Origin of the sequence: Rehaibacterium terrae (assembly GCF_014202935.1) — a bacterium.
GTDB lineage: Bacteria > Pseudomonadota > Gammaproteobacteria > Xanthomonadales > Xanthomonadaceae > Rehaibacterium > Rehaibacterium terrae.
This window is the reverse complement of sequence record NZ_JACHHX010000003.1, coordinates 95,228-118,675: the sequence shown is the minus strand read 5'-3', so window position 1 is coordinate 118,675 and position 23,448 is coordinate 95,228. Positions and strand designations below refer to the sequence as shown.

Sequence of the window (23,448 nt, the reverse complement as noted above, 5' to 3'; positions counted from 1 at the left end):
TCCACCCGATCACCGGCGCTGCCGGGCTTCCCTTCCCTCTCCCGGTGGGAGAGGGGCTGCAAAGCACCTCATGAGCTGGACCGAAGCCCTGCACGATCATGGCGACGCGCTGGTCGAGACGCTGGCCGCGCGGCTGGCCGGCATCTGCCGCGACGCCATCGCCGCCCGCGGCCATGCCTTGCTCGCCTTGGCCGGTGGCCGCACGCCGCTGCCGATCTACCGTCGGCTCGCCAAGGAAAACCTCGACTGGCACGCCGTCACCGTCGTACCAACCGACGAACGCTGGGTGGCGCACGACCATTCCGCCAGCAACCGGCGCGAACTCGCCGCCGCCTTCGCCGACGCGACCGGCATCCGCCTCGGCGCGCTGGTGCCGGCGCAGCCCGGCGACGTGCCCGACACCGCGCAGGCGCGACTGACGCTGGCCGACTGCCGCGGCGATTTCGACGCGGTGCTGCTCGGCATGGGCAACGACGGCCATTTCGCTTCGCTGTTCCCCGGCGCGACCAATCTCGGCGAGGCGCTCGCCTTCGACAACGCCGACGACGTCTGCGTGATCCATCCCGATCCGCTGCCCCCGGAAGCGCCGTTCGCGCGCGTCTCGCTCACCGCCGCGCGCCTGTTGCGCAGTCGCACGTCGTGGCTGGCGATCACCGGCGAGCGCAAACTGTCCGCGCTGCGCGACGCGCAAACCACGCGCGACCCGCAACGCCTGCCGATCGCGGCGCTGCTGCACGCACCGCAGGCGCATCTGCACATCCACTGGAGCCCGTGATGGCCCTGCACCCTGTCATCGAACGCGTCACCGCTCGCATCGCCGAGCGCAGCCGCCCGGACCGCGACGCCTATCTCGCGCTGATCGACGCCGCCGCGCAGCGCGCGCCGGCGCGCCGCCGCCTGAGCTGCGGCAACCTCGCCCATGCCTTCGCCGCCAGCGGCGACGACAAGCCGTGCCTGCGCGAAGCGCGCGCGCCCAACCTCGGCATCGTCACTGCCTACAACGACATGCTCTCGGCGCACCAGCCGTTCGAGCACTACCCGGCGCTGATCCGGATGGCCGCGCGCAACGCCGGCGCCACCGCGCAGGTGGCCGGCGGCGTGCCGGCGATGTGCGACGGCGTCACGCAAGGGCGCGCCGGCATGGAGCTGAGCCTGTTCTCGCGCGACACCATCGCGCTGGCCACCGCGGTGGCGTTGTCGCACGACGCCTTCGACGCCGCCGTGCTGCTCGGCGTCTGCGACAAGATCGTGCCTGGCCTGCTGATCGGCGCGCTGCGCTTCGGCCACCTGCCGGTGATCCTGATCCCGGCCGGCCCGATGCCCTCGGGCCTGCCGAACAGGGAGAAGGCCCGCGTCCGCCAGCTCTTCGCCGAGGGCAAGGCCACGCGCGAGCAACTGCTCGACGCCGAGGCCGCCTCCTACCACGCGCCCGGCACCTGCACCTTCTACGGCACCGCCAACTCCAACCAGATGCTGATGGAGGTGATGGGCCTGCACCTGCCCGGCACCGCCTTCGTCAACCCGAACACGCCGCTGCGCGACGCGCTCACCGTCGCCGCCGCCGAGCGCGCCTGCGCGATCACCGCGCTCGGCGACGCCTACACGCCGCTCGGCCGCAGCGTCGACGAAAAGGCCATCGTCAACGCCATGGTCGGGCTGGCCGCCACCGGCGGCTCGACCAACCACGCCATCCACCTGGTCGCCATCGCCCGCGCCGCCGGCATCCGCATCGACTGGAGCGACCTCGACGAGATCTCCCGCGCCACGCCGCTGCTGGCGCGGATCTATCCCAACGGCGCCGCCGACGTGAACCACTTCCACGCCGCCGGCGGGCTGGGCTTCGTGATCCGCGAGCTGCTCGACGCCGGCCTGCTGCATCCGGACATCCGCTGCGTGCACGGCGGCGACTTGCGCGCGCAGGCGCGCGAGCCGTATCTGGACGGCACCACGCTGCGCTGGCGCGATCCGCCGGCGGCCTCGCTGGACACGGACACCGTGCGCCCGGCAGCGTCGCCCTTCGACGCCGAGGGCGGGCTGCGCCTGCTCAGCGGCAACCTCGGCCGCGCCATCGTGAAGGTGTCCGCGGTGGCGCCCGCGCACCGCATCATCCAGGCGCCGGCGCGGGTGTTCGACTCGCAGGACGCACTGCTTGCCGCCTTCCAGGCCGGCACGCTGAGCGGCGACTTCGTCGCCGTGATCCGCGGCCAGGGGCCGCGCGCCAACGGCATGCCCGAACTGCACAAGCTCACGCCCACGCTGTCGGTGCTGCAAAACCGCGGCCAGCGCGTGGCCCTGCTGACCGACGGCCGCATGTCCGGCGCCTCCGGCACCGTGCTGGCGGCGATCCACGTCGTGCCCGAGGCCGCCTGCGGCGGCGCGATCGGCAAGCTGCGCGACGGCGACACCGTCCGCATCGACGCCGAGGCCGGCACCCTCGACGGCCTGGTCGACGCCGCCGCGTGGAACGCCCGCGACGCCATCGCGCCCGACCTCGCCCCCAACCGCCTCGGCCTCGGCCGCGAGCTGTTCGGCCTGCTGCGCGCCAACACCGGCTCGGCCGAGGAAGGCGCCTGCGCATTGTTCGCGGAGGGCTGAGGCGTGACCAGCCGTGACACCTCGCCCGCCCTGGTCGCCGACATCGGCGGCACCAATGCGCGCTTCGCGCTGGCCGACCTGTCGCCGCCGCGACCGGCGCTGCGCGAGCAGCGTTCGCTGAAGGCGGCCGACTTCGCCAGCCTGCAGCATGCCGTCGAGCATTACCTCGCCGAGGTCGGGGCGACGCCCAAGCGCGCGGCGATCGCGGTCGCCTGCCCGGTCGACGGCGACGAGATCCGGCTGACCAACCGCGCCTGGTCATTCGGCCGTGAGGCGTTGCGGCGCGCGCTCGGTCTGGACGCACTGCACCTGCTCAACGACTTCGGCGCCGTTGCCCATGCGGTGCCACGGCTGGCCGACGACGAGCGCACGCATCTGTACGGCCCGACCGACGCACCGCTGCGCGGGCCGGTGAGCGTGCTCGGCCCCGGCACCGGCCTCGGCGTGGCGCTGCTGGTCGGCGACGACGCGCACGGCTGGCAGGTCGTCGAGACCGAGGGCGGGCACGTCGGCTTCGCCCCGCAAGGCGAGGAGGAGCAGACGCTGGCGCGCTGGGTGACGGCGCGTTTCGGCCGCGCCTCCAACGAACGCCTGCTGTCCGGCGCCGGGCTGTCGCACATCGATGCGGCGCTGCGCGGGATCGACCCTTCGGTGTCGGTGCAGGACGGCGCACTGCGCGATCCGGCCTCGATAGTGAACGCCGCGCTCGACGGTCACGATGCCGTCGCCCGCCGCGCGCTGGCGCGCTTCTGCGCCGTGCTCGGCAGCGTCGCCGGCGACTGCGCGCTGATCCACGGCGCACGCACGGTGGCCATCGCCGGCGGCATCGTGCCGCGCTTCCTGCCGTTCTTGCGCGCCAGCGCCTTCCGCGAGCGCTTCCTCGCCAAGGGCCGCTTCGCCGCCCTGCTCGAAACGGTGACGGTGCGGCTCATCACCCATCCGCAGCCCGGCCTGCTCGGCGCGGCGGTCGCGCTGCGAGAGCGCCACGACAAGGGTTCCGCATGACCGCCTCCACCGATGCCCGGGCCGCTGCCCTCGACGCCATCCTCGTCCGCGCTCCGGTCTTGCCGGTGCTGGCGATCGCCCGCCTCGACGACGCCGTGCCGCTGGCGCGCGCGCTGGTCGCCGGCGGCCTGCCGGTGCTGGAAGTGACACTGCGCAGCGACATCGCGCTGGACGCCATCCGCCGCATCGCCGCCGAGGTGCCGGAGGCCGTGGTCGGCGCCGGCACGGTGCTCTCGCCGGCCGACCTGGACGCGGTGGCCCGCGCCGGCGCCACCTTCGCCATCGCGCCCGGCGCCACGCCGGCGCTGTACGCGGCGGCGGACGCGGCCGACCTCCCGTTCCTGCCCGCCGTCGCCACCGCCAGCGAGTTGATGCGCGGGCTGGAGCACGGCCATCGCCGCTTCAAGTTCTTCCCGGCCGCCGCGGCCGGCGGCGTGGCCGCGCTCAAGGCCTTCGCCGGCCCGTTCCCGCAGGCGCGTTTCTGCCCGACCGGCGGCATCGACGCGCGCAGCGCGCCGGACTACCTGGCGTTGCCGAACGTGATCACCGTCGGCGGCTCCTGGATGGTGCCGGCCGACGCCCTGGCCGCCGGCGACTTCGCCCGCATCGAGGCCCTGGCCCGCGCGGCGGCGGCCTTGGCACGGCGCTGAGCCCGGGCGGCACGGCGCGCCATGCCGGCGCCCGCCCTGGGCTACACTGCCGGCGATCTCCAGGGCAACCCCACCGCCGGGATGAAAGGCAAGGCCACCTCGTTCGACATCGCCTACCGGGCCGGTGTCTCGCAATCGACCGTATCGCGCGCGCTCAGCGGCAGCCCGCTGGTCAACGCGCAGACGCGCCAGCGCATCGAGCGGATCGCGCGCGAGCTCAACTACAAGGTCGACAAGAACGCCTCCAACCTGCGCTCGCAGCAGTCGGGCACGCTGGCGCTGCTGTTCTTCGAGGACCCGACGCCCGACGAATCGCACATCAACCCGTTTTTCCTGAGCATGCTCGGCTCGATCACCCGCGCCTGCGCCCGCCACGGCTACGACCTGCTGGTGAGCTTCCAGCAGTTCTCCGACGACTGGCATGCCGACTACGAAGACAGCCGCAAGGCCGACGGCCTGATCCTGCTCGGCTACGGCGACTACATGCCCTACTGCAGCAAGCTGGAGAAGCTGGTCGCGCAGGGCACGCACTTCGTGCGCTGGGGACCGGTGCTGCCGGACCAGCCCGGCATCTCGATTGGCTGCGACAACCACGATGGCGGCAAGGCGATGGGCGCGCACCTGGTCGCCCAGGGCCGCCGCCGCATCGCCTTCCTCGGCACCATCACGCCGGACTGCCCGGAATTCCTCGCCCGCTACCGCGGCCACGCCGAGGCGCTGGCCGCCGCCGGCCTGTCCGCCCCGGCGGCGCTGCAGGTCGACGCCATCAGTACCGAGGAAGCCGGCTACGCCGCCGCCTGCACGCTGCTGGCGCGGCGGCAGCCGTTCGACGCCATCTTCGCCGCCAGCGACCTGATCGCGATGGGCGCCATGCAGGCACTGGCCGACCACGGCCTGCGCGTGCCGGAGGACGTGGCGGTGACCGGCTTCGACGACATCCCGATGGCGCGCTTCGCGCAGCCGCCGCTGACCACCGTGCTGCAGGACACCCAGCGCGCCGGCGAACTGCTGGTCGAGACGCTGCTCCGGCTGATCCGCAACGAGCCTGCCGAGAGCCGGCTGCTCCCGGCGCGACTGGTCATCCGCCGCTCGTGCGGCGCAGGCGGTTCGCCATCAGCTCGGCAAGGCGCGCGCGCAGCGTCGGCTCGCTCACCGGCGCATCCAGGAAAAACACCTCGACGCCGTGCGCCGGCACGGTCGCCGTCAGCGCCTCGCCCGCGGACACGTTGACGGTTTCGCCGCCGAAGGCGGCGCGCCACTCGCCCGCCTGCAGGTAGTCGCGCACCGCGAACTCCGCCGCCTCGTCGCCCTTGTTGAGCAGCACCAGCGCGATCTGGTGGACGCCCTCGTGCTGGAACACGCGGTAGAACGCGGCGCGGTGCCCGGCCAGCTCGACATTGAGCTGCAGGCCCTTCTGCAGTGCCGGCGACTGCGCGCGCAGCGTGGCGATGCGCTTGAGGTGTTCGCGGATCGGATGGCCGACGGCGGCGTCGATGCGTGCCTGGCCGAAGTAGTTGCGGTTGCCGGCGTGCTCGCCGCGGCCGCGCATGAAACCGACCTCCGAACCGTAATAGACGACCGGGATGCCGCGCGCGGTAAACAGCCAGTTGTGCGCGTCGATGAAGCCCTCGTCGCTGGCGTTCATGCGCGGCGTGTCGTGGTTGTCGTAGAAGGTCGCCAGCTCGTAGGGGTTGTGATAGGGGCCGTGCTCCAGATGCAGGGCCTCGGCCACGCGCGCGTAGTCGCTGTCCGGCTGCTCGAAGATTTCGGCCAGCGCGCCCTTGAGCGGAAAGTCGAGCACGCTGATGCCGCCGTTCTCCGGCCAGGTGTAGCTGGCGATGGCGTCGGCGTCGTAGTCCCAGGCCTCGCCGAACATGAACAGCCCCGGATGCTCGGCGCGGACACGCTCGGCGAATTCCTTCCAGAACGCGTGCGGCACGTGCTTGAGCGTGTCCAGCCGCAACGCGTCCACGCCCTGCGCGATCCAGAACAGATGGGCGTCGATCAGGTACTCGCGCACCTGCGGATTGTCGTGGTCGAAGTCGGCCAGTTCGGCGACGTCGGGCTCGGTGCGGAAGAAGCGGTGCAGCGGGTTGTTGACGGGGTCGAGCCGGCTCGGGTGCAGGTTCTGGTGATCGGCCAGCAGCTCGCCGTCGCGGCCATAGAGCTTGCCGAACTCCGGCTGCGGCTCCGGCATGCTGAAGGCCGGCGAGCCGTGGTTGACCACGGCGTCGAGCACGGTCTTGAGCCCATGCGCGCGCAGCGCGGCGGTGAAGCCGGCGAAGTCCAGACCCGGGCTGGGCAGGTGCTCGTCGAGCCTGTAGAAGTTCACGCCCCAGTAGCCGTGGTAGCCGGTCTTGCCCTGGTCGGTCCAGGCGCTGCCCCAGCTGGCCGGCCTGCCGCCACTGAACGCGGCGTCGGGGTTGTCGACCACCGGCGTGATCCATACCGCAGTGAAGCCCATGTCGCGGATGTAGCCGGCGTTGTCGACGATGCCCTTGAAGTCGCCGCCGAGGTAGCCGATGTTCGCCGACTCGCCGTCGGGGCCGGGAATCGGCCGGTCGAAGGTCGGGAACGCGCCGCCCTGGTCGCGCTGGTCGTTGTCCGGGTCGCCGTTGACGAAACGGTCGGTGACGACGAAGTACACCGCCTCGCTCGCGAACGGCTCCAGTGTGCCGTAGAACGACTCCGGCGCTTGCGGTGCCGCCCCCTGCCTGCAAGCGGCCAGCAGCAGTGTTGCGAGCAGTGCCGCGGTCTTGCGCATCGGCACCCTCACTTGGCCACGGCCGCCAGCGGCACCACGTCCACGCCTGGCTCGCGCACCCGCAGCACGCACAACCCGGCCACGAACAGACTCGCGCCGCCGATCGCCAGCGCGTAGATCGGCTCGTTGCCGAACAAGGTCTTGAGCAGGAAACCCAGCACCGCCGCCGCCAGCAGCTGCGGAATCACGATGAAGAAATTGAAGATGCCCATGTACACGCCCATCTTCTCGGTCGGCAGGTTGTCCGACAGCAGGGCGTAGGGAATCGACAGGATCGAGGCCCAGGCGAAGCCCACCCCGACCATCGACAGCAGCAGCCACTGCGGGTCGCGGATGAACAGGAACGACAGCAGGCCGGCGCCACCCAGCCAGACGTTGACCAGGTGGCTCAGGCGCAGGCCGAGGCGGCGGGTCATCCAGGCGATGACGAGGGCCGCCAGCGCGGCGAAGCCGTTGTAGGCGCCGAACAACACGCCGACCCAGTTGGCGCCCTCGTTGTAGGCGGCCGACGCGGTATCGGTGGTGCCGTAGTGCACCTGGGTCACCGCCGCGGTGGTGTAGATCCACATCGCGAACAGCGCGAACCAGGAGAAGAACTGCACGACCGCGAGCCGGCGCATCGCATCGGGCATCGCGTGCAGGTCCGCCATGATCGTGCTGAACATGCCCCCCTGGCCGCCGCGGCTGAGCCACAGCAGGGCGAGGCCGTAGACGGTCAGGCCGGCGGCCAGGATGTACAGCTGCGGGTCGAGCCCGAAACCGGCGATCGCCGCCAGGCCGGCGCCACCGGCGCCGAGCCAGAGCAGGCCGTTGCGGCGCGTCGCGGCGAGGTCGAGCGGGGCATGCTCGACCGGCCGTGCGTCGTCGAAGGCGGCCAGCGCCTCGGGCGGATACTCGCGCGTGCTCAGCACGGTCCAGCCGACCGCGAGGAACAGCACGACGCCACCGCAATAGAACGCGTACTTGACCGTGTCGGGAATCACCCCGGGCTCGGCGACGTTGCTCACGCCGAAGTGTGCGAACAGCCACGGCAGCATGCTCGCCGCCACCGCGCCGGTGCCGATGAAGAAGCTCTGCATCGCATAGCCGGTCGGGCGCTGCTTCGGCGGCAGCTGGTCGGCGACGAAGGCGCGGAACGGCTCCATCGAGACGTTGATCGAAGCATCCATGATCCACAGCAGGCCGGCGGCGACCCAGAGCGTCGGCGAGTTCGGCATGAACAGCAGCGCCAGTGAGGTGCACAGTGCGCCGTAGAGGAAGTACGGCCGGCGGCGACCGAGCCGGGTCCAGGTACGGTCCGACCAGTAGCCGACGATCGGCTGCACGATCAGGCCGGTCAGCGGCGCGGCGATCCACAACAGCGGAATCGTGTCGATCTCCGCACCCAGCGTCTGGAAGATGCGGCTGACGTTGGCGTTCTGCAGGGCAAAACCGACCTGGATGCCCAGGAAGCCGAAGCACATGTTCCAGATCTGCCAGAACGACAGTGCGGGTTTGACGTTCATCGATCCCTCCCAGGACCCCGATGCGGTGGCGGTCGCGTCCGGCATCGCCCGGCAGGCGGACGCGCGGCGCGTTTTTTTCTTGGGTGTGCGCCGGATGGTAGGTGGCCCCATCCGGCGCGGACAGCCGCTGCATACGTATTCAGACGCACAGGACGCCATCCCGCGCCCGCCACCTGCCATCGTCGCACCGATCCGCCGCCGAGTCCGCCCATGAGCACGATCGAAACCCTGCTGATCGCGATGACCCTGATCCTGGCGCTGCCCTACGCCATCTGGCGACTCGGCCGGACCGACTACTGGGCGCCGCTGGTGGTGGTGCAGATCCTCACCGGCATTGCGCTCGGACCGGGCGTGCTCGGCGCGGTCTTTCCCGGTTACCACGCCTTCGTCTTCAACCCCGAGGTGATCCTCGCCCTCGACGGCATCGCCGCCTGGGCGGTGATGCTGTTCGTCTGGCTGGCCGGGCTCGAACTGGACCTGCGCGAAGCCTGGACCGAGCGCCGCGAGAGCGCGATCACCGCCGGCCTGGCGCTGGGCGCACCGCTGCTGGCCGGCGCCGGCGCGGCGCTGGTGCTGCTCGCCCACGACCCCGGCTGGATGGGCGCCGCCGCCGCGCCGTGGCAATTCGTCGCCGGCATCGGCATGGCCTGCGCGGTGACCGCGCTGCCGATCCTGATCCTGCTGATGGAGAAGCTGGACATCCTGCGCCGCCCGCTCGGCCAGCGCGTGCTGCGCTACGCCAGCCTCGACGACATCGCCATCTGGGCCGTGCTGGCGCTGATCCTGCTCGACTTCGAGCGGCTCGGCCGGCAGGCCGGCTTCTTGGTCGGTTTCGCGGCAGCCACGTGGCTGGTGCGGCGCGCACTGCCGCGCCTGCCCGAAGCCGACCGCTGGTTCGTCGGCGTGATCTGGCTGGCCGCCTGCGGCTTCGCCAGCGACTGGGCCGGGCTGCACTACATGGTCGGCGCCTTCCTCGCCGGCGCGGTGCTCGACGGCCGCTGGTTCGGCCGCGACCGGCTCGACCTGCTGCGCCACCACCTGCTGCTGATCGCGATGCCGGTGTTCTTCCTCTCCACCGGCCTGCGCACCGAATGGTCGCTGGGCGGGCCGGCGATCTTCGCCGCGGCGGCGCTGCTGCTGGCGGCCTGCGTCGGCGGCAAGCTCGCCGGCGTGCACCTGGCCGGCCGGCTGCTCGGCTGGCGTCGCGGCGAGGCCGCGCTGATCGGCTGGCTGCTGCAGACCAAGGCGCTGATCATGATCGTGTTCGCCAACATCCTGCTCGACCGCGGCGTAATCGGCGGCCAGACCTTCACCGCCCTGCTGCTGATGGCGGTAGCCAGCACGATGCTGGCGATCCCGATGGCAGCGCCGCGGCTGGCCCGATTGTCCGGCGTGCCCACCGGCGCGCACACGGCGCCGGCGACCGCCGAGCGGTAACGCCCCCGGCCCCTCGAAGCGGACGGAAGCGATGCCGTGCAGCGTGCGCTTTGCGCACGACTGCTGTGGCGGTGTCCCACCCGTGAGGATGGCGCACACCCTGCGCCGGCCGACGGCTGCGACTTCAAGCCCTCCCCTTCAAGGGGAGGGAGAAGAGCGCGCCTCCGCTGTCGCCCACGCCTGCCGTGTAGCCTGCGCTCTGCGCACGACGGCCGCGGCGGTGTCCCGCTCGCGCCGCTGGCGCGCCGCCGCCCACGGACGAAAAAAAACCCGCCGGCGTCGCCGCCGGCGGGTGGTTCCACTTCCCGACTTGGTGCTCAGAACTTGTAGTTCACGCCCACCAGCAGGGTGCGCCCGTACTCGACGAACTTGCGCGGCCGGTCCACCACGCCCGGATCGCGGAAGAACTCGCGGTACTCCTCGTTGGTGAGGTTGTTCACCTGCAGCAGCACGGTCATGCCCGTGAGCGCGCTGCCCTCGGCGAAGCTGTAGCCGATCTGGAAATCGACGATCGCCTCGCCGCGGATGAACTGCGTCTCGCGGTCGGCGCCGAAACCCTGGATCTCGCCGCGGAAGTCCGAGCGCGCGCGCCGGCTGACGCGGGTGGAGAAGCCGCCGCGCTCGTAATAGGCGGTGACGTTGCTCACGTAGCGCGACAGGCCCGGCAGGGTTTGGGTGGTGCCCGGCCCGTTCGGCTGGATCGAGCTGCGGGTGTCGGAGTAGTTGGCGATCAGGCCGAAGCCCTGCAGCGGCGCGACCCACTCGCCGATCGGCAGCGAAGCGGCGAACTCCCAACCGTTGATGCTGCCGCCCTCGCCGTTCACCTGCTGGCGGAACTCGCCGATCGTCGAGGCCGGCCGGTTCGGTCCGGTGAACGCCGACAGGTCGAAGATGCTGAAGTCGAACTGCGTGTTGACCGCCTCGTAGATGTAGGTCTTGAGGTCCTTGTGGAACACGGCGGCGCTGACGTAGCCGGTGTAGCCGAAATACTTCTCGTACGACAGGTCGAAGCTGTCCGACTGCCACGGCCGCAGGCGCGCGTTGCCACCGCTGCCGCTCCAGATGCCCTTGGTGGTGTCGATGCCGTAGTCGGCGAACATGCGCATGTGGTCCATGCGCGGCCGGGCGAGCTGGCGGGCGGCGCCGAAGCGGATGAACTGGTCGTGCGGCAGCGTGAAGGCCAGGTTCAGGCTGGGCAGGACGTTGCTGTATTTGTCGCCGTCGTGGGTGACCGTGGTGCGGCTGCCATCGCCGCCGATCACCCCCAAGCCGGTCGACTCCTGGTCGACATCGACGTACTGCAGGCCGAAGTTGCCGCGCACCGGCACCGAGCCGATCGCGGTGTCGATGTTGAACTGCACGTACGGCGTGACGATCTCCTCTTCCACCGTCCAGTTCTTGGCCGCGCAGTCGCGGCACAGATTGGGCCGGAAATTGTGGAAGCGGGCGACCACCGCGCGGGTGTCGTAAGCGATGATGTTGGTGTTGGCGAAGGCCGCACGGGTCGGACGGCCCAGCAGCTCGGGCGGGATCGCCACGAAGTCGGCATCCTTGAGATCGAGGAAGAACTCGTCCGACTCGCGGCTCTTCTCGCGATTGGAATAGTGCACACCGGCCTCGATGCCGCTCAGGTGGCCGTCCACGAAGCTGCGCTCGACCGCCAGCCGCGCCGAACGCAGCTTGTCGTCGATGTTCGGGTACTTCACATAGCCGTCCTGGCCCCAGCCGCCCGGATCGGTCAGGCCGATCCGCGCCGGGTCGCCGTAGTCGAAGCCGAACTGGTACCGCGCCGGTCCGTTGCGCGGGTCGAGCGTGAACTGCGCGTTGTCCCCGGTCGGCGCACCGGCGTAGACCTCCAGGATCTCCTGGTTGCGGTCGGCGCGTGACAGGCTGAAGTCGGCGATGCCGCGCCAGTCGTCGTTGAACTTGAACTGGTTGTTGAAGCCGATCGCGAACAGCTTGTCGTCGAACTCGCTGAGGTCGGTGCGCACCACCGGCCGCACGCCGGCCCAGCTGCCGCCGACCACGATGCCGTTCTCGACCTGCGGATTGCTCAGCGTCGCGCCCGACCAGCCCAGGCCGAACTCCAGCCAGCGCGTGGTTTCAGCACGCTCGAACTTGGAGTAGTAGACGTCGATCGCGCCGCGGTAGACGTCGTTGGGCTCGAACTCGAGCACCGCCATCACGCCGGTGCGCACGTTGTCGACCGAGCCGGCCTTGATCTTGTTGCCGCCCAGCACCAGCGCCTCGCTGCCGTTGATGGTGGCGGTCGGGAAGCCCCAGGCCTCCCATTCCCTGAACTGGCCCGGCGAATCCAGCCGGGCGATGCCGATGGCCAGGCCGACCCGGCCGTCGGCGAAGCCGTTGTCGATGTAGGTGGCGGACAGGCGGTTGCCGCGGTCGCCGAAGCCGTCGTTGAGCTCGCCCAGGGAGTTCTGTTCCAGCCGCGCGTTCACCGAGAAGCGCGGGCCGACGTAGCTCAACGGGCGCACCGTGCGCAGATCGACGGTGCCGGAGATGCCCTGCGCGGGCAGGGTGGCGTCGGGCGTCTTGTAGACGAGCACGCCGGAGATCAGCTCGGACGGATACTGGTCGAACTCGACGCCGCGGTTGTCGCCGGCGCTGACCTGCTCGCGGCCGTTGAGCAGGGTGGTGGAGAAGTCGCCCGCCAGGCCGCGGATGTTGATGGTGGAGGCGCGGCCGGCGACGCGCTGCGCGGTCAGGCCGGGCAGGCGCGAGATCGAGTCGGCGATGCTGATGTCGGGCAGCTTGCCGATGTCCTCGGCCGAGATCGCCTCGACGATCGAGTTCGACTCCTGCTTGATCAGCACCGCCTTCTCGATGCTGCGCATGAAGCCGGTGACCTCGTACGAGTCGAGCTTGACTGCTTCGCCCTCGCCCTGCTTGCGCCGCTTCGCCGCCTCGTCGGCCGCGGTTTCGTCGGCCGCCGGCTGCGTGTCGTCCTGCGCCTGGACGCCGGCCGCCATGGTCAGCAAGGCCGACGCCAACGCCATGCTCAGCATGTTGCGCTTGAGCTTCACTGTTTCCCCTCCCCACTTCGTGTTGTCTAAGGCGGGCTCGGATCGGCCCGGCACGCCGGAAACCGAACGGTCCACCGGACGCAGGCGATGGTAGCCGTGGCGCTTTCGGCATGGCGGAGACTGCATACGTATTCAGCCGGACGCCGCTCACCCCGGCGCACGCCGCGCCCGCATTCGCGGCTTTAATGGGACGCATTGCTGCTTCCGATCCGCGCGGCCGACGCCCGCCGTCGCGCCGGCACCGACCGAGGCGATCCCGGCATGCGCCATCCGACTACCGGCCTCCCCGCGCCGCGCCCGCTCCACGCCCTGTTGCTCGCCCCCTGCCTGGCGTGGGTCGCGGGCGCATCGGCCACGCCGATGCTCCACGTCCCCTCGCCCGACTGGCGCGACCAGATCGTCTACTTCGCGCTGATCGACCGCTTCGACGACGGCGACCCGTCCAACAACGACCAGGGCGCCGGCGAATACGACCCCGCCGACCACCGCAAGTACAGCGGCGGCGACCTGCGCGGCCTCGCCCGCCGCATCGACTACCTCCGCGGCCTCGGCGCGACCGCGCTGTGGATCACCCCGCCGGTCGCCAACCAGTGGTGGGACGGCGCCCTGGGCTACGGCGGCTATCACGGCTACTGGGCCGAGCACTTCATGAAGGTCGACGCCCACTACGGCACGCTCGACGACTACCGCGCGCTGTCGCATGCGCTGCACGCGTCCGGCATGTACCTGATCCAGGACGTGGTGGTGAACCACACCGGCAATTTCTTCAGCTACCGAGACGGCTGGGAGCGCGCCGACCCCGCCCGCCACTACGCGCCCAATCCCGACGCGCGCCCGGTGCCGGCGCCGACGCAATGGCCGTTCTCGCTGAGCGACGCGCGCGACCCTGCGCACCGCGCCGCCGGCGTCTACCACTGGACGCCGCCGATCGCCGACTTCGCCGATCGCGAGCAGGAGCTGACCTTCGCGCTCGCCGACCTCGACGACCTCGCCACCGGCAACCCGCTGGTGCGCCGCGCGCTGCGCGAAAGCTACGGCCACTGGATCCGCGAAGTCGGCGTCGACGCCTTCCGCGTCGATACCGCGTACCACGTCGAGCCGGACTTCTTCCACGACTTCATGCATGCCGGCGACGCCGAGCATCCGGGCATGCTGGAAGTCGCGCGGCAGACCGGGCGCACCGGCTTCATCGCCTTCGGCGAAGGCTTCGGCGTCGACCGCGCCTACGACGACGCCAACGCGCGCAAGCTGGAAACCTACGTGCGTGACGCCGACGGTCGGCCGCTGCTGTCGTCGATGATCAACTTCCCGCTCTACGGCAGCGCACTCGACGTGTTCGCGCGCGGCCGCCCGCCCGCCGAACTGGCCCACCGCATCGACAGCATGATGCGCGTGCACGCCGACCCGCACCGCATGCCGAGCTTCATCGACAACCACGACGTCGACCGCTTCCTCGCCGGCGGCAGCGAGGCCGGGCTGAAGCAGGGCCTGCTGATGCTGATGACCCTGCCCGGCATCCCGACGATCTACTACGGCACCGAGCAGGGCTTCACCGAACCGCGCCGTGCCATGTTCGCCGGCGGCCACGCCTCCGGCGGCCGCGACCATTTCGACACCGACGCGCCGCTGTATCGTTACCTGCAGCGCGCCACCGCCCTGCGCCGCGCGCACCGCGTGTTTTCGCGCGGCACGCCGACCGTGCTCGCCGCCAGTGCCGCCGCCGCGGGCGCGCTCGCCTGGCGCATGGACCACGCCGGCGACACCGCACTGGTCGTCTTCAACAGCGCCGACACCGACACCCTGCTCGCCAACCTCGCCACCGGCCTGCCCGCCGGCACCCGGCTTGCGCCGCTGTTCGCCATCGACGGCGAGGCCGCGCCGCTCATCGTCGGCGCCGACGGCCGCCTGACGCTGCGCCTGCCGCCGCGTGCGGGCCTGGTCTGGCGCGTCGACGGCCGTGGCGAAATCCCGCCGCCGTCCACCGCCCGGCTCACGCTCGATCCAATCCCGCCATTCCAGCCAAAGCCCCTCTCCCCCCGGGAGAGGGGTTGGGGTGAGGGCACGGCGAAGCGACGCACACCCCCGACCGCATCGACCGAACCGCCCCCGCCGGCCTCGCCCGGCATCCGCGCACGAGCACCGTCTGCCCACGCCACGCCGGACGACAGCGACGCCACGCCCATCATCGCCACCGACCTCACCGTCACCGGCACCGCGACCGGCCTCGACCGCTTCCACCTCGTCGTCGACGGCGACCTCGCCAACGCGCAAACCGTACGCCCCGACCGCCACGGCCGCTGGCAGGCGACCATCGCCACCGCAAGCATGATCGACCCGGCGATCGAACACAGCCTCGTCGCCTGGTCCGGGCAGCCGGCGGCCGTCTCCGCCATCCGCCGCTTCCGCGTGCAGCGCGAATGGACCGTCGTCGCCGACATCGAAGACCCGGCCGGCGACGACAGCGGCCCGCGCGGCGACTACCGCTACCCCACCGACCCGAGCTGGGGCGACGCGCGCCAGCTCGACCTGCGCGGCGCACTCGCGGCCACCTCCGGCGGCTCGCTGCGGCTCGACCTGCGCATGCATCGCCTCACCGCCAGCTGGAACCCGCCGCACGGCTTCGACCACGTCGCCTTCACCGTCTTCATCGAACTGCCCGACCGCGACGGCGGCGCCACCGTCATGCCGCTGCAGAACGCCGAGCTGCCCGCCGGCATGCGCTGGCACTACCGCCTGCGCGTCGGCGGCTGGAGCAACGCCCTGTTCGCCGCCGAAGGCGCCAGCGCCGAACACGAAGGCAGCCCCGTCGCCGTCGGCGCCCGCATCGACATCGACCGCGACGCCGACACCCTGCGCCTCACCCTCCCCGCCGCCGCCCTCGGCCACCCGCCCACGCTCGCCGGCGCGCGCATCCACATCACCACCTGGGACTACGACGGCCGCTACCGCCCCCTGCACGACGAACCCGGCCCGCACGCCTTCGGCGGCGGCGACGGCAACCGCGACCCGCTGGTGATGGACGACCTGCAGCTCGTCATTCCCCGCGAATAGACACATCGCCCGAATGAAGGCCGGCCGGAATCCGGGGCGCGCAACGGCCGCACTCCCGGATTCCGCCGCGCATCATCCGGGCCACCTCGGCCCCGCAGGGAAAGCATGCCGGCGCACCCGCCCGCCCCCGCCAACGAAGCGCAATACGCCCGCGCAGACCCGATTGCCGACCCATCCGGCGCGTTGTAGGGTGCCATCAGCGCCTCGCCGACAGGGGAAACCGATGGCAATCCCAAGCCTCAGGATTACGCGTCATGATCGGCAGCATGTCGCTGACCGGGGCAGGAAATTTCCTGCGCGCGGGCGTGAGGGCACGGCGTTGCACGTCAGTGCTACACGTCACTTTGACGTCGAAAACTAGTTAGCGCTCAAGGGCAAGATCATGGCAGACGTCAGGTTCAACCGCTGGCAAGGCCTCGCAATCACGCAGCTATCGGTTGCTGTCACTCTCGTATCTGGCCTTTCCGTTGCTGGCTTGGGTGCGGGCCTGGCGTTGTTGCAGAGGCCCGAGTTCGCTATTGCCGGCTTCTTCCGGTGGGCTTTCGCTGCGTCTCTACTGCTTCTCGTTGTTGCAGCCTTCTGCAGTTGCGCCACTGTGCTCAGCAGACTCATCGACTTTCGGCTTACTGCCCGCAAAGTGCGGGGCAAGCCTCCGCTCAAGCTGTTTGGCTGTAATCCGGATCCTTTCAGTGCTTGCACTTGGCGCTTGTTCTGGACAAGCTGCGTTTGCTTCTTCATTGGCGCATCACTGCTCGTCGTGTCGGTAGGCTCTGCTTATGCACATCTGCTTGCTTAGCGGGCTGAGCGCTAACAATTCATTCAAGCCGACGCCGCTTCGCGGCGCGGCTTAATTCAGGCGTTGGGCGCCACCCAATCGAGACTCCGCGCGATGAAAAACTTTCTCCCAACACCTGAGCAGGCCAAGAGGCTCATCATCATCGGTGGTGTCTTTCTCTTGGCTTCGATGGTCCTACGCGAGAGCCTTTCGGAGATCGCGGCTGGTGTCGGCGTCGTACTTCTTCTGCTCGGCGTGCTGTGCAATGGCTTCGCGGAGCTGCTTGGCGTGTCGCGCAAGACCGAGGGCAGCGGCGATGATCAGGCGCCTAACAGTTCATGTATGGACTCCTCCCGCAAGTAGCGGTCGCGAGCACCTGACGCAGGCAAACCGGATCGGTTGCAGTCGTGTATCCGACCCTGGGGTGGGCGCGCTGGCCCGGGTGATCATGAAATCCGCCGAAGCAGAGCCCGTCGTTCAAGCGGCCGCGGTCGGCCGGAAGCGTCATCGGCTTGATTGCTTCGGGGACCGTCATGTTTGCCATGCGTCGCGTGCTGCGTTGCGACGCGGTGCGGTGTCAAGGCGCGGATGGCGGAAGGGATGCGATGGCTGATGTGATTGGCGTCGAAGGCGACGCGGTGGTGTTCGGCGGCCACCTTGGCGGGGACAGCCGATTCATTCGGCGTCGGGTTGGCGGATGGCGACCACTGCCGCCTCGCCGTGCCAGTCGAAGCTCGCCCGCAGTTCGCGGCGTCGGGCGTCGTAGCGCAGGTCGGCATCGGCCAGCGGCCGGCCGTCGAGCTGCACGCGCTGCGGCGCCTGCGCCCAGCCGTGCACCACCAGCGTGATGCGGCGCGTGTCGGGGCGGCCGGGGTAGTGGCCGCCTTCGCGGCGCAGGCGCACGGTGAGGGTTTGTGCGCCATGCTCGGCGGCGAAGTGCAGCAGTTCGTGGGCGTCGCTGTCGTGGGCGCCGAAGCTGTGGCCGTCGTCTTCGTACATCCGGCCTTCGGCGGCCGGGGTGCCGGCATCGGCCCAGTAGTGCAGTTCGAGCCGGTCGCTGCGGTAGTCGCGGGTGGTGGCGACCGGTTCGATCATCGGCACGAAGGCGCCGGCGCGGACCAGCACCGGGATCGCTTCGCGCCGCACCGGCAGCCGCTGCCGTCGGCCACCCTCGTAGCGGCAGCCGCCGTGGAAGTCGAACCACACGCCGCGCGGCAGTTCGACATCGAGCACGCTCACGCGCGGGCGGACCACGGGGAAGACCAGGAAGGCGTCGCCCCACAGGTAGCCGTCGTGGCGATCGATCAGGGCGGGGTCGGATTCGTCCTCGAAGAACAGCGGGCGCATCGGCGGCAGGCCGGTGCGGGCGTGCTGCCAGGCCAGGGTGTAGTGGTAGGGCAGCAGGCGGTAGCGCAGGCGCACGGCCTCGCGGGCGAGGGCGCGGGTGCGGCGGTCGTGGAAGACCGGCTCGGGCGCGATGTGCTCCTGGGCGTGCGGGCGGAACACCGGCTGGAACACGCCGTACTGCAGCCAGCGCAGGTACAGATCGCGGTCGAAGCGCTCGCCGCCGGCGAAGCCGCCGAGGTCGGAATGGATCCAGCCGAAGCCGAACAGGCCCATCTGCAGCGCCAGTTCGACCTGTGCGCCCAGGCCATCCCAGCTGCGCTCGACGTCGCCGGTCCACGGCACCATGCCGTAGCGCTGCGAGCCGGGCGCGCCGGCGCGCATCATCACGAACGGGCGGCGCGCGGGGAAGTCGGCGCGCATGCCTTCGTAGACCAGCCGCGCCCATTCGTGGCCGTAGGCGTTGTGTACTTCGTCGGCGCTGCCGATGGCGTGGAGGGTGTCGTGCGGATGCACTTCGGGTTCGCCGAGGTCGCCCCACCAGCCAGCGACGCCCTGCGCGGTCAGCCCGCGGTAGATGGCCCAGAACCAGTCGGCGGCGCGGCGATCGAACACGTCGATCAGGCCGGTGTGGCCGAAGTAGAAGTCGAAGGTTTTCGGTTTGCCGGCGAGATCGCGCGCGAGCACGCCGGCCTGCACGGCCTCGTCCCAGCGGGTGGAGGTGGTGAGGACGAAAGGCTCGGTGACCAGGATGGTCTGCACACCGTCGGCGGCGAAGTCGCGCAGCATGCCTTCGGGGTCCGGAAACGCTTCGCGGTCCCAGTCGAGCTTGCCCATGTGGCCCTGGATGTCGGGGCCGAACCAGTACAGGTCGAGCACCAGCGCGTCGAGCGGGATGTCGTGCGCGCGGAACAGGCGCACGACCTCGCGCGCCTGCGCCTCGGAGCGGTAGCCGAAGCGCGAGGCGTAGTTGCCGAGCGTCCAGCGTGCCGGCAGCGGTGGGCGGCCGGTGACGGCGACGTAGTTCTCGATGATCCGCGGATAACTGTCGCCGGCGACGACGAGGTAGCCGGTGCGGCCGGCGACCGCCTCGAACTGCAGCACGTCGGGCTCGGTCTTGCCGAGGTCGATGTGGCCGCGCGCGCTGTTGTCGAACAGCAGCAGGTATTTGCGGCTGGACAGCACCGCCGGCAGGCTGAAGTACATCTGTTCGGAGCGGCTGCCGTAACCGTAGTGGGGCCGGTTGTAGAGCGGCAGGCGGTGGCCGCGGCGGTCCATGCCGAGCACGCGCTGGCCGGCGCCGAGCAGCTTCTCGTCGGGCGCGAGCCGGAAGCGGAAGCCGCGCAGCGTCTCGTGGTGGAACAGGCCGGCCTCCTCGGCCAGCAGCGGCGTGTCGCCGCGCAGGTATTCGATGCGCAACGGGCGTTTGTGGACGACGGCGCGCAGGCGGCCGCTGTCGTAGACCAGCCGGTCGTCGCGCACGTCGAGCGTCGCCGGCACCGGCGCGGTGTCGATCAGGCTGAACGAGGGCAGCTGTTTGCGGCCTTCGGGCCGGTAGTGCGCCTCGATCGCCTCGGCGCCGCGGAAGCTCAGGCGCAGCGCGCCGTCGCTGGTTTCGATGTGCAGGCTGTCGTCGCGCAGGGCGTGGGCGACGTAATCGGCCGCCCACGCGGGTGCGGCGAGGACGAGGGTGAACGGAAGCAGCAGGCGGAGCCGTAACCTCATGGGGCGATCTCGATCAGCTGGGCGGCGTGCGGCGGCAGCCGCAGCGACAGCCGCGCCCGGCCGTCCTCGACCACGAGCGCGCTGTCGAGTGGCGCGCCGAGCAGGTCGTGGACGGCATGGCGGCCGTCGCCGAGCCGCCAGGCGGCGACGAGGGCGGGCGGCAGGGCGAGGTCGATGGCGTAGTCGCGCCCGGCCGAGAAATTGGCGACGGCGATCAAGCGCCGCTCGCCCTGCCAGCGCGCGAAGGCGAACAGGCGGCCGTCGTAGCCGGGCGTGTGGGCGCGGTTGTACGCGTGCAGGTCGGCGTAGTCGCCGCGCAGCGCAGGGTGTTCGGCCGACAGTCGCAACAGCCGCGCGTAGAACGCGCGCAGCCCACGCTCGGCCTCGCTCAGCGCGCCGCCGTCGAAGCGGCCGCCGTTCATCCAGCGCTGGTGCGCGGGCACGCCCCAGTAGTCGAAGATCGTGGTGCGGCTGGCCTTGCCGAAACCGGCGTCACCCGCGCCGGGCTCACCGACCTCCTGGCCGAAGTACAGCAGCGTCGCCGAGCGGCCGAGCGCCACGGTCACCAGCATCGCCGGACGCCCCATCCGCGCGTCGCCGGCGAACTCGGGGCTGGCGATGCGCTGCTCGTCGTGGTTTTCGAGGAAGCGCAGCAGCCGCGTGTCGATGTCGGCCAGCGCGTCGCGGATCGGCGGCAGGCTGTCGGTCTCGGCCTTGCCCTGCATCACCGCCTTGAGACCGTCGTAAAGATCGACCTTGTCGTAGAGGTGGTCCATCAGGCCGAGCCGCAGGTAATTTCGGTACTCAGCCGGGTTGTAGATCTCGGCAAGCAGGAAGGCGTCGGGACGGCGCTGCTTGATGTGGCTGTTGAGGTAGCTCCAGAACTCCACCGGCACCATCTCGGCCATGTCGTAGCGGAAGCCGTCGACGCCCTGGTCGAGCCAGTGGTCGACGATCTGCCGGAATTTGACCCAGCTGCCGGGCACGTCGCGGCCCTGCCAGAAGGCGTGATGGGCAGCAGCGTCCCGCTCGGCGTAGTCGGGCGGCAGGCGGTCGAAGTCGTGGCTGCCGTCGGGGCGGACGCCGAAATTGATCTTGACCGTCTCGTACCAGTCGTCGAAGTCCGGGCGGTGGCTGCGCGCGCCATTGCCGGTCCACCTGGCCGGATTCTCGTCGAACTTTCCGTCCGCCAGCGGGTGCGGCTCGCCGCCGAGCGGCAGGTAGCCCTCGGGCCAGACGGGGACTTCGAACGGCGTGCCGACGACGTAGTAGAAGTCGTTGTCGCGCGCGTACTCGACCGTGGTGTCGTCGTCCTCGCCGAAGTCGCGCACAGCCGCGGGCCGGGTCGTGGAGCGGTAGCCGCGGGCGACGTGGTTGGGGACGATGTCGACGATCACGCGCATGCCGTGCGCATGGGTGCGGGCGACCAGTGCGCGGAACTCCTCCAGCCGGCGCGCCGGATCGACGGCAAGATCGGGATTGACGCTGTAGTAGTCCTTGACCGCGTAGGGCGAGCCGGCCCGGCCCTTGACCACGTCGGGATCGTCGTCGGCGATGCCATATGCCGTGTAGTCGCGCACCAGCGCGTGGTGCGGCACGCCGGTGTACCAGAGGTGGGTGACGCCGAGTTCATGGATGCCGGCGAGCGCCGTGTCGGTGAAGTCGGCGAACTTGCCGACGCCGTTCTCCTCGATCGTGCCCCAGGGCGTGTTGGTGGTGTTGGTGTTGCCGAACAGGCGGGTCATGACCTGGTAGACCACCGGCCGCCCGCCGGTCCCTGGGGCGGCCTCGGGCACGGTCTCGGGCGCTGGCCCGCCGCGGCCGCAGGCGGCCAGCGCGACGGCCAGCAGCATCGGCAGCCATGGCCGGCGGGGCGGGGTGGCGCTCGAAACGGGAATACGGGGTGAACTCATGGCAGCGTCCTCGTCGGGCCTCCGCGGCGCGATGCCGGGACAGGCGTCGTGCGGCCAGGCCGTGCAGGCGGCGCGGCGCGGCGGATTGGTCCATGCACCCACGCCGTGGCTCACGCCGGCACCCGCTGTCCGGCCGGCTCGGCCGCGCAATGCCGGGCGATGAAGTCGGCATGCGTCGGCATCACCCCGGCGGCGTTCTCCAGCACGCGGCGCACGCCTTCGACCATGCGCTCGCACTCCTCGTCTGACAGCAGCTCGACCATCGGGTGCCAGGCCGCCGGCAGGATGCCCTGGCCGACCATCACCTGCAGCCAGCTGACCTCGGTGAACAGTTCCTCGCGCTCGCGAAGGATGCGGCCGCCGCTGCGGAACAGCTCGATCTTGTCGGCCAGCGTCTCGGGGATCTGCATCCCGCGGCAACGGCGCCAGAACTCGGAGTCGTCGCGCTCGGTGGCCTTGTAGTGCAGCACCAGGAAGTCGCGGCTGCGCTCGAACTCGAACCGGGTGAGGCGGTTGTAGGCATCGATGTCGGCCGGCGCGAAGCGACGGTCCGGGAAGAACTGCACCAGCTTGGCGATGCTCGACTGGATGAAGTGGATGCTGGTCGACTCCAACGGCTCCAGGAAGCCGCTGGACAGGCCGATGGCGACGCAGTTGCGGTGCCAGAACCGGCGCCGCATGCCGGTGACGAAACGCAGCGGGCGCGGGTCGGCCAACGCTTCGCCGTCGAGGTTGGCGAGCAGGACGGACGCGGCCTCGTCGTCGCCGATGTGGTCACTGCAGTAGACGTAGCCGTTGCCGATCCGGTGCTGCAGCGGGATCCGCCACTGCCAGCCGGCGGCGCGCGCGGTCGAGCGCGTGTAAGGCGTGAGCTCGCCGCCGGAGGCACAGGGCACGGCGAGCGCACGGTTGCAGGGCAGCCAGCGGCTCCAGTCCTCGTAGCCGGTCTTGAGCGCCTGCTCGATCAGCAGGCCGCGGAAGCCCGAGCAGTCGATGAACAGCTCGCCCTCGATGCGCGTGCCGTCGTCCATCGTCACCGCTTCGATGAAGCCGTCCTCGGCGCGCAGCGCCACGTCGACCACCCTGCCCTCGCACCGCCGCACGCCGCGCGCCTCGGCATGGCCGCGCAGGTAGCGCGCGTACAGTCCGGCGTCGAAGTGGAAGGCGTGGAAGACGTTCGACAGCGGCGAGTCCGACACGTCGGCGCCGCGCATGAACCTGCCGCGTCGCGCGGCGACGGCATTGAAGGTGTAGTCGTCGAGCGGGCCGGCATGGCCCCGACGATGCAGCTTGAGCCAGTAGTGGTGGAACGGCACCAGCCCGAGGTCGCGTCCGCCGACGCCGCCGAAGGCGTGCATGTAGCGATGCCCCGGGCGCAGCCAGTCGACGAACTCGATGCCGAGCTTGAAGGTGCCCTGGGTCCGGCGGACGAACTCGTTCTCATCGAGGCCGAGCATGGCGTTGTACAGGCGGATCTGCGGAATCGTCGCCTCGCCGACGCCGACCGTGCCGATCTCGTCGGATTCGATCAGCACGATCTCCAACTGCCGTTCGAACAGCCGCGAGAGCGCCGCCGCGGTCATCCAGCCGGCAGTGCCGCCGCCAACGATGACGGTTTTCCGGATGCGTCGATCGTCCATCAC

The 23,448-nt window shown here is 70.6% G+C and carries 13 protein-coding genes and 1 pseudogene; 8 read left to right on the top strand and 6 right to left on the bottom strand.

From position 1 onward, the window contains the following. The first annotated feature begins 70 nt into the window (after positions 1-70). From pgl to HNQ58_RS03005, 5 genes are all read left to right on the top strand, one after another. On the top strand, positions 71-775 hold the full coding sequence (gene pgl, locus HNQ58_RS03025; protein WP_183947310.1) for a 6-phosphogluconolactonase: 705 nt from the start codon (positions 71-73) through the stop codon (positions 773-775). Next, entirely contained in the window at positions 775-2,595 is a 1,821-nt protein-coding gene (edd, locus tag HNQ58_RS03020; RefSeq protein WP_183947309.1) for a phosphogluconate dehydratase, read from the top strand. Before pgl ends, edd begins: the two co-directional genes overlap by 1 nt. A gap of 3 nt (positions 2,596-2,598) precedes the next feature. Then, on the top strand, positions 2,599-3,600 hold the full coding sequence (glk, locus tag HNQ58_RS03015) for a glucokinase (protein ID WP_183947308.1): 1,002 nt from the start codon (positions 2,599-2,601) through the stop codon (positions 3,598-3,600). Then, on the top strand, positions 3,597-4,250 hold the full coding sequence (gene eda, locus HNQ58_RS03010) for a bifunctional 4-hydroxy-2-oxoglutarate aldolase/2-dehydro-3-deoxy-phosphogluconate aldolase (RefSeq protein WP_183947307.1): 654 nt from the start codon (positions 3,597-3,599) through the stop codon (positions 4,248-4,250). The genes glk and eda overlap by 4 nt, the downstream gene beginning before the upstream one ends. Before the next feature lie 81 nt (positions 4,251-4,331). Then, complete coding sequence (locus tag HNQ58_RS03005; RefSeq protein ID WP_246416900.1) at positions 4,332-5,480, top strand: LacI family DNA-binding transcriptional regulator; 1,149 nt, start codon at positions 4,332-4,334, stop codon at positions 5,478-5,480. 325 nt (positions 5,481-5,805) lie between these two features. Here HNQ58_RS03005 and HNQ58_RS03000 read toward each other — a convergent pair. Both HNQ58_RS03000 and HNQ58_RS02995 read right to left on the bottom strand, forming a co-directional pair. After that, positions 5,806-7,014: pseudogene (locus tag HNQ58_RS03000) on the bottom strand (alpha-amylase family glycosyl hydrolase); the annotation flags it as partial. 8 nt (positions 7,015-7,022) lie between these two features. Continuing rightward, positions 7,023-8,519 (bottom strand): MFS transporter, encoded by a 1,497-nt coding sequence (locus HNQ58_RS02995; protein ID WP_183947305.1) that lies wholly within the window; start codon positions 8,517-8,519, stop codon positions 7,023-7,025. 210 nt (positions 8,520-8,729) lie between these two features. Between HNQ58_RS02995 and HNQ58_RS02990 the strand changes: the two genes are divergently transcribed. Beyond that, on the top strand, positions 8,730-9,956 hold the full coding sequence (locus HNQ58_RS02990; RefSeq protein ID WP_183947304.1) for a cation:proton antiporter: 1,227 nt from the start codon (positions 8,730-8,732) through the stop codon (positions 9,954-9,956). A 317-nt stretch (positions 9,957-10,273) separates the two neighbouring features. On the opposite strand, the gene HNQ58_RS02985 is transcribed toward HNQ58_RS02990, so the two are convergent. Continuing rightward, positions 10,274-12,997 carry a TonB-dependent receptor gene (locus HNQ58_RS02985; protein ID WP_183947303.1) on the bottom strand — a complete coding sequence of 908 codons (2,724 nt, stop codon included), beginning with the start codon at positions 12,995-12,997 and terminating at the stop codon, positions 10,274-10,276. Between the two features lie 360 nt (positions 12,998-13,357). On the opposite strand from HNQ58_RS02985, the gene HNQ58_RS02980 reads away from it, so the two are divergent. After that, positions 13,358-16,048, top strand: coding sequence for an alpha-amylase family glycosyl hydrolase (locus HNQ58_RS02980; protein WP_183947302.1), 2,691 nt, complete (start codon positions 13,358-13,360; stop codon positions 16,046-16,048). A gap of 889 nt (positions 16,049-16,937) precedes the next feature. Next, the gene (locus tag HNQ58_RS02975) at positions 16,938-17,186 is read left to right on the top strand and encodes a hypothetical protein (protein ID WP_183947301.1); all 249 of its coding nucleotides are present in this window, start codon (positions 16,938-16,940) and stop codon (positions 17,184-17,186) included. Between the two features lie 312 nt (positions 17,187-17,498). Here the strand turns inward: HNQ58_RS02975 and HNQ58_RS02970 are convergent, their stop codons facing one another. The 3 genes from HNQ58_RS02970 to HNQ58_RS02960 form a co-directional block, all read right to left on the bottom strand. Then, positions 17,499-19,892 carry a glycoside hydrolase family 31 protein gene (locus HNQ58_RS02970; RefSeq protein WP_183947300.1) on the bottom strand — a complete coding sequence of 798 codons (2,394 nt, stop codon included), beginning with the start codon at positions 19,890-19,892 and terminating at the stop codon, positions 17,499-17,501. Further along, entirely contained in the window at positions 19,889-21,805 is a 1,917-nt protein-coding gene (locus tag HNQ58_RS02965) for an alpha-amylase family protein (protein ID WP_221301123.1), read from the bottom strand. Before HNQ58_RS02965 ends, HNQ58_RS02970 begins: the two co-directional genes overlap by 4 nt. A gap of 110 nt (positions 21,806-21,915) precedes the next feature. Beyond that, positions 21,916-23,445 (bottom strand): tryptophan halogenase family protein, encoded by a 1,530-nt coding sequence (locus tag HNQ58_RS02960; RefSeq protein WP_183947299.1) that lies wholly within the window; start codon positions 23,443-23,445, stop codon positions 21,916-21,918. Positions 23,446-23,448: the final 3 nt, after the last annotated feature.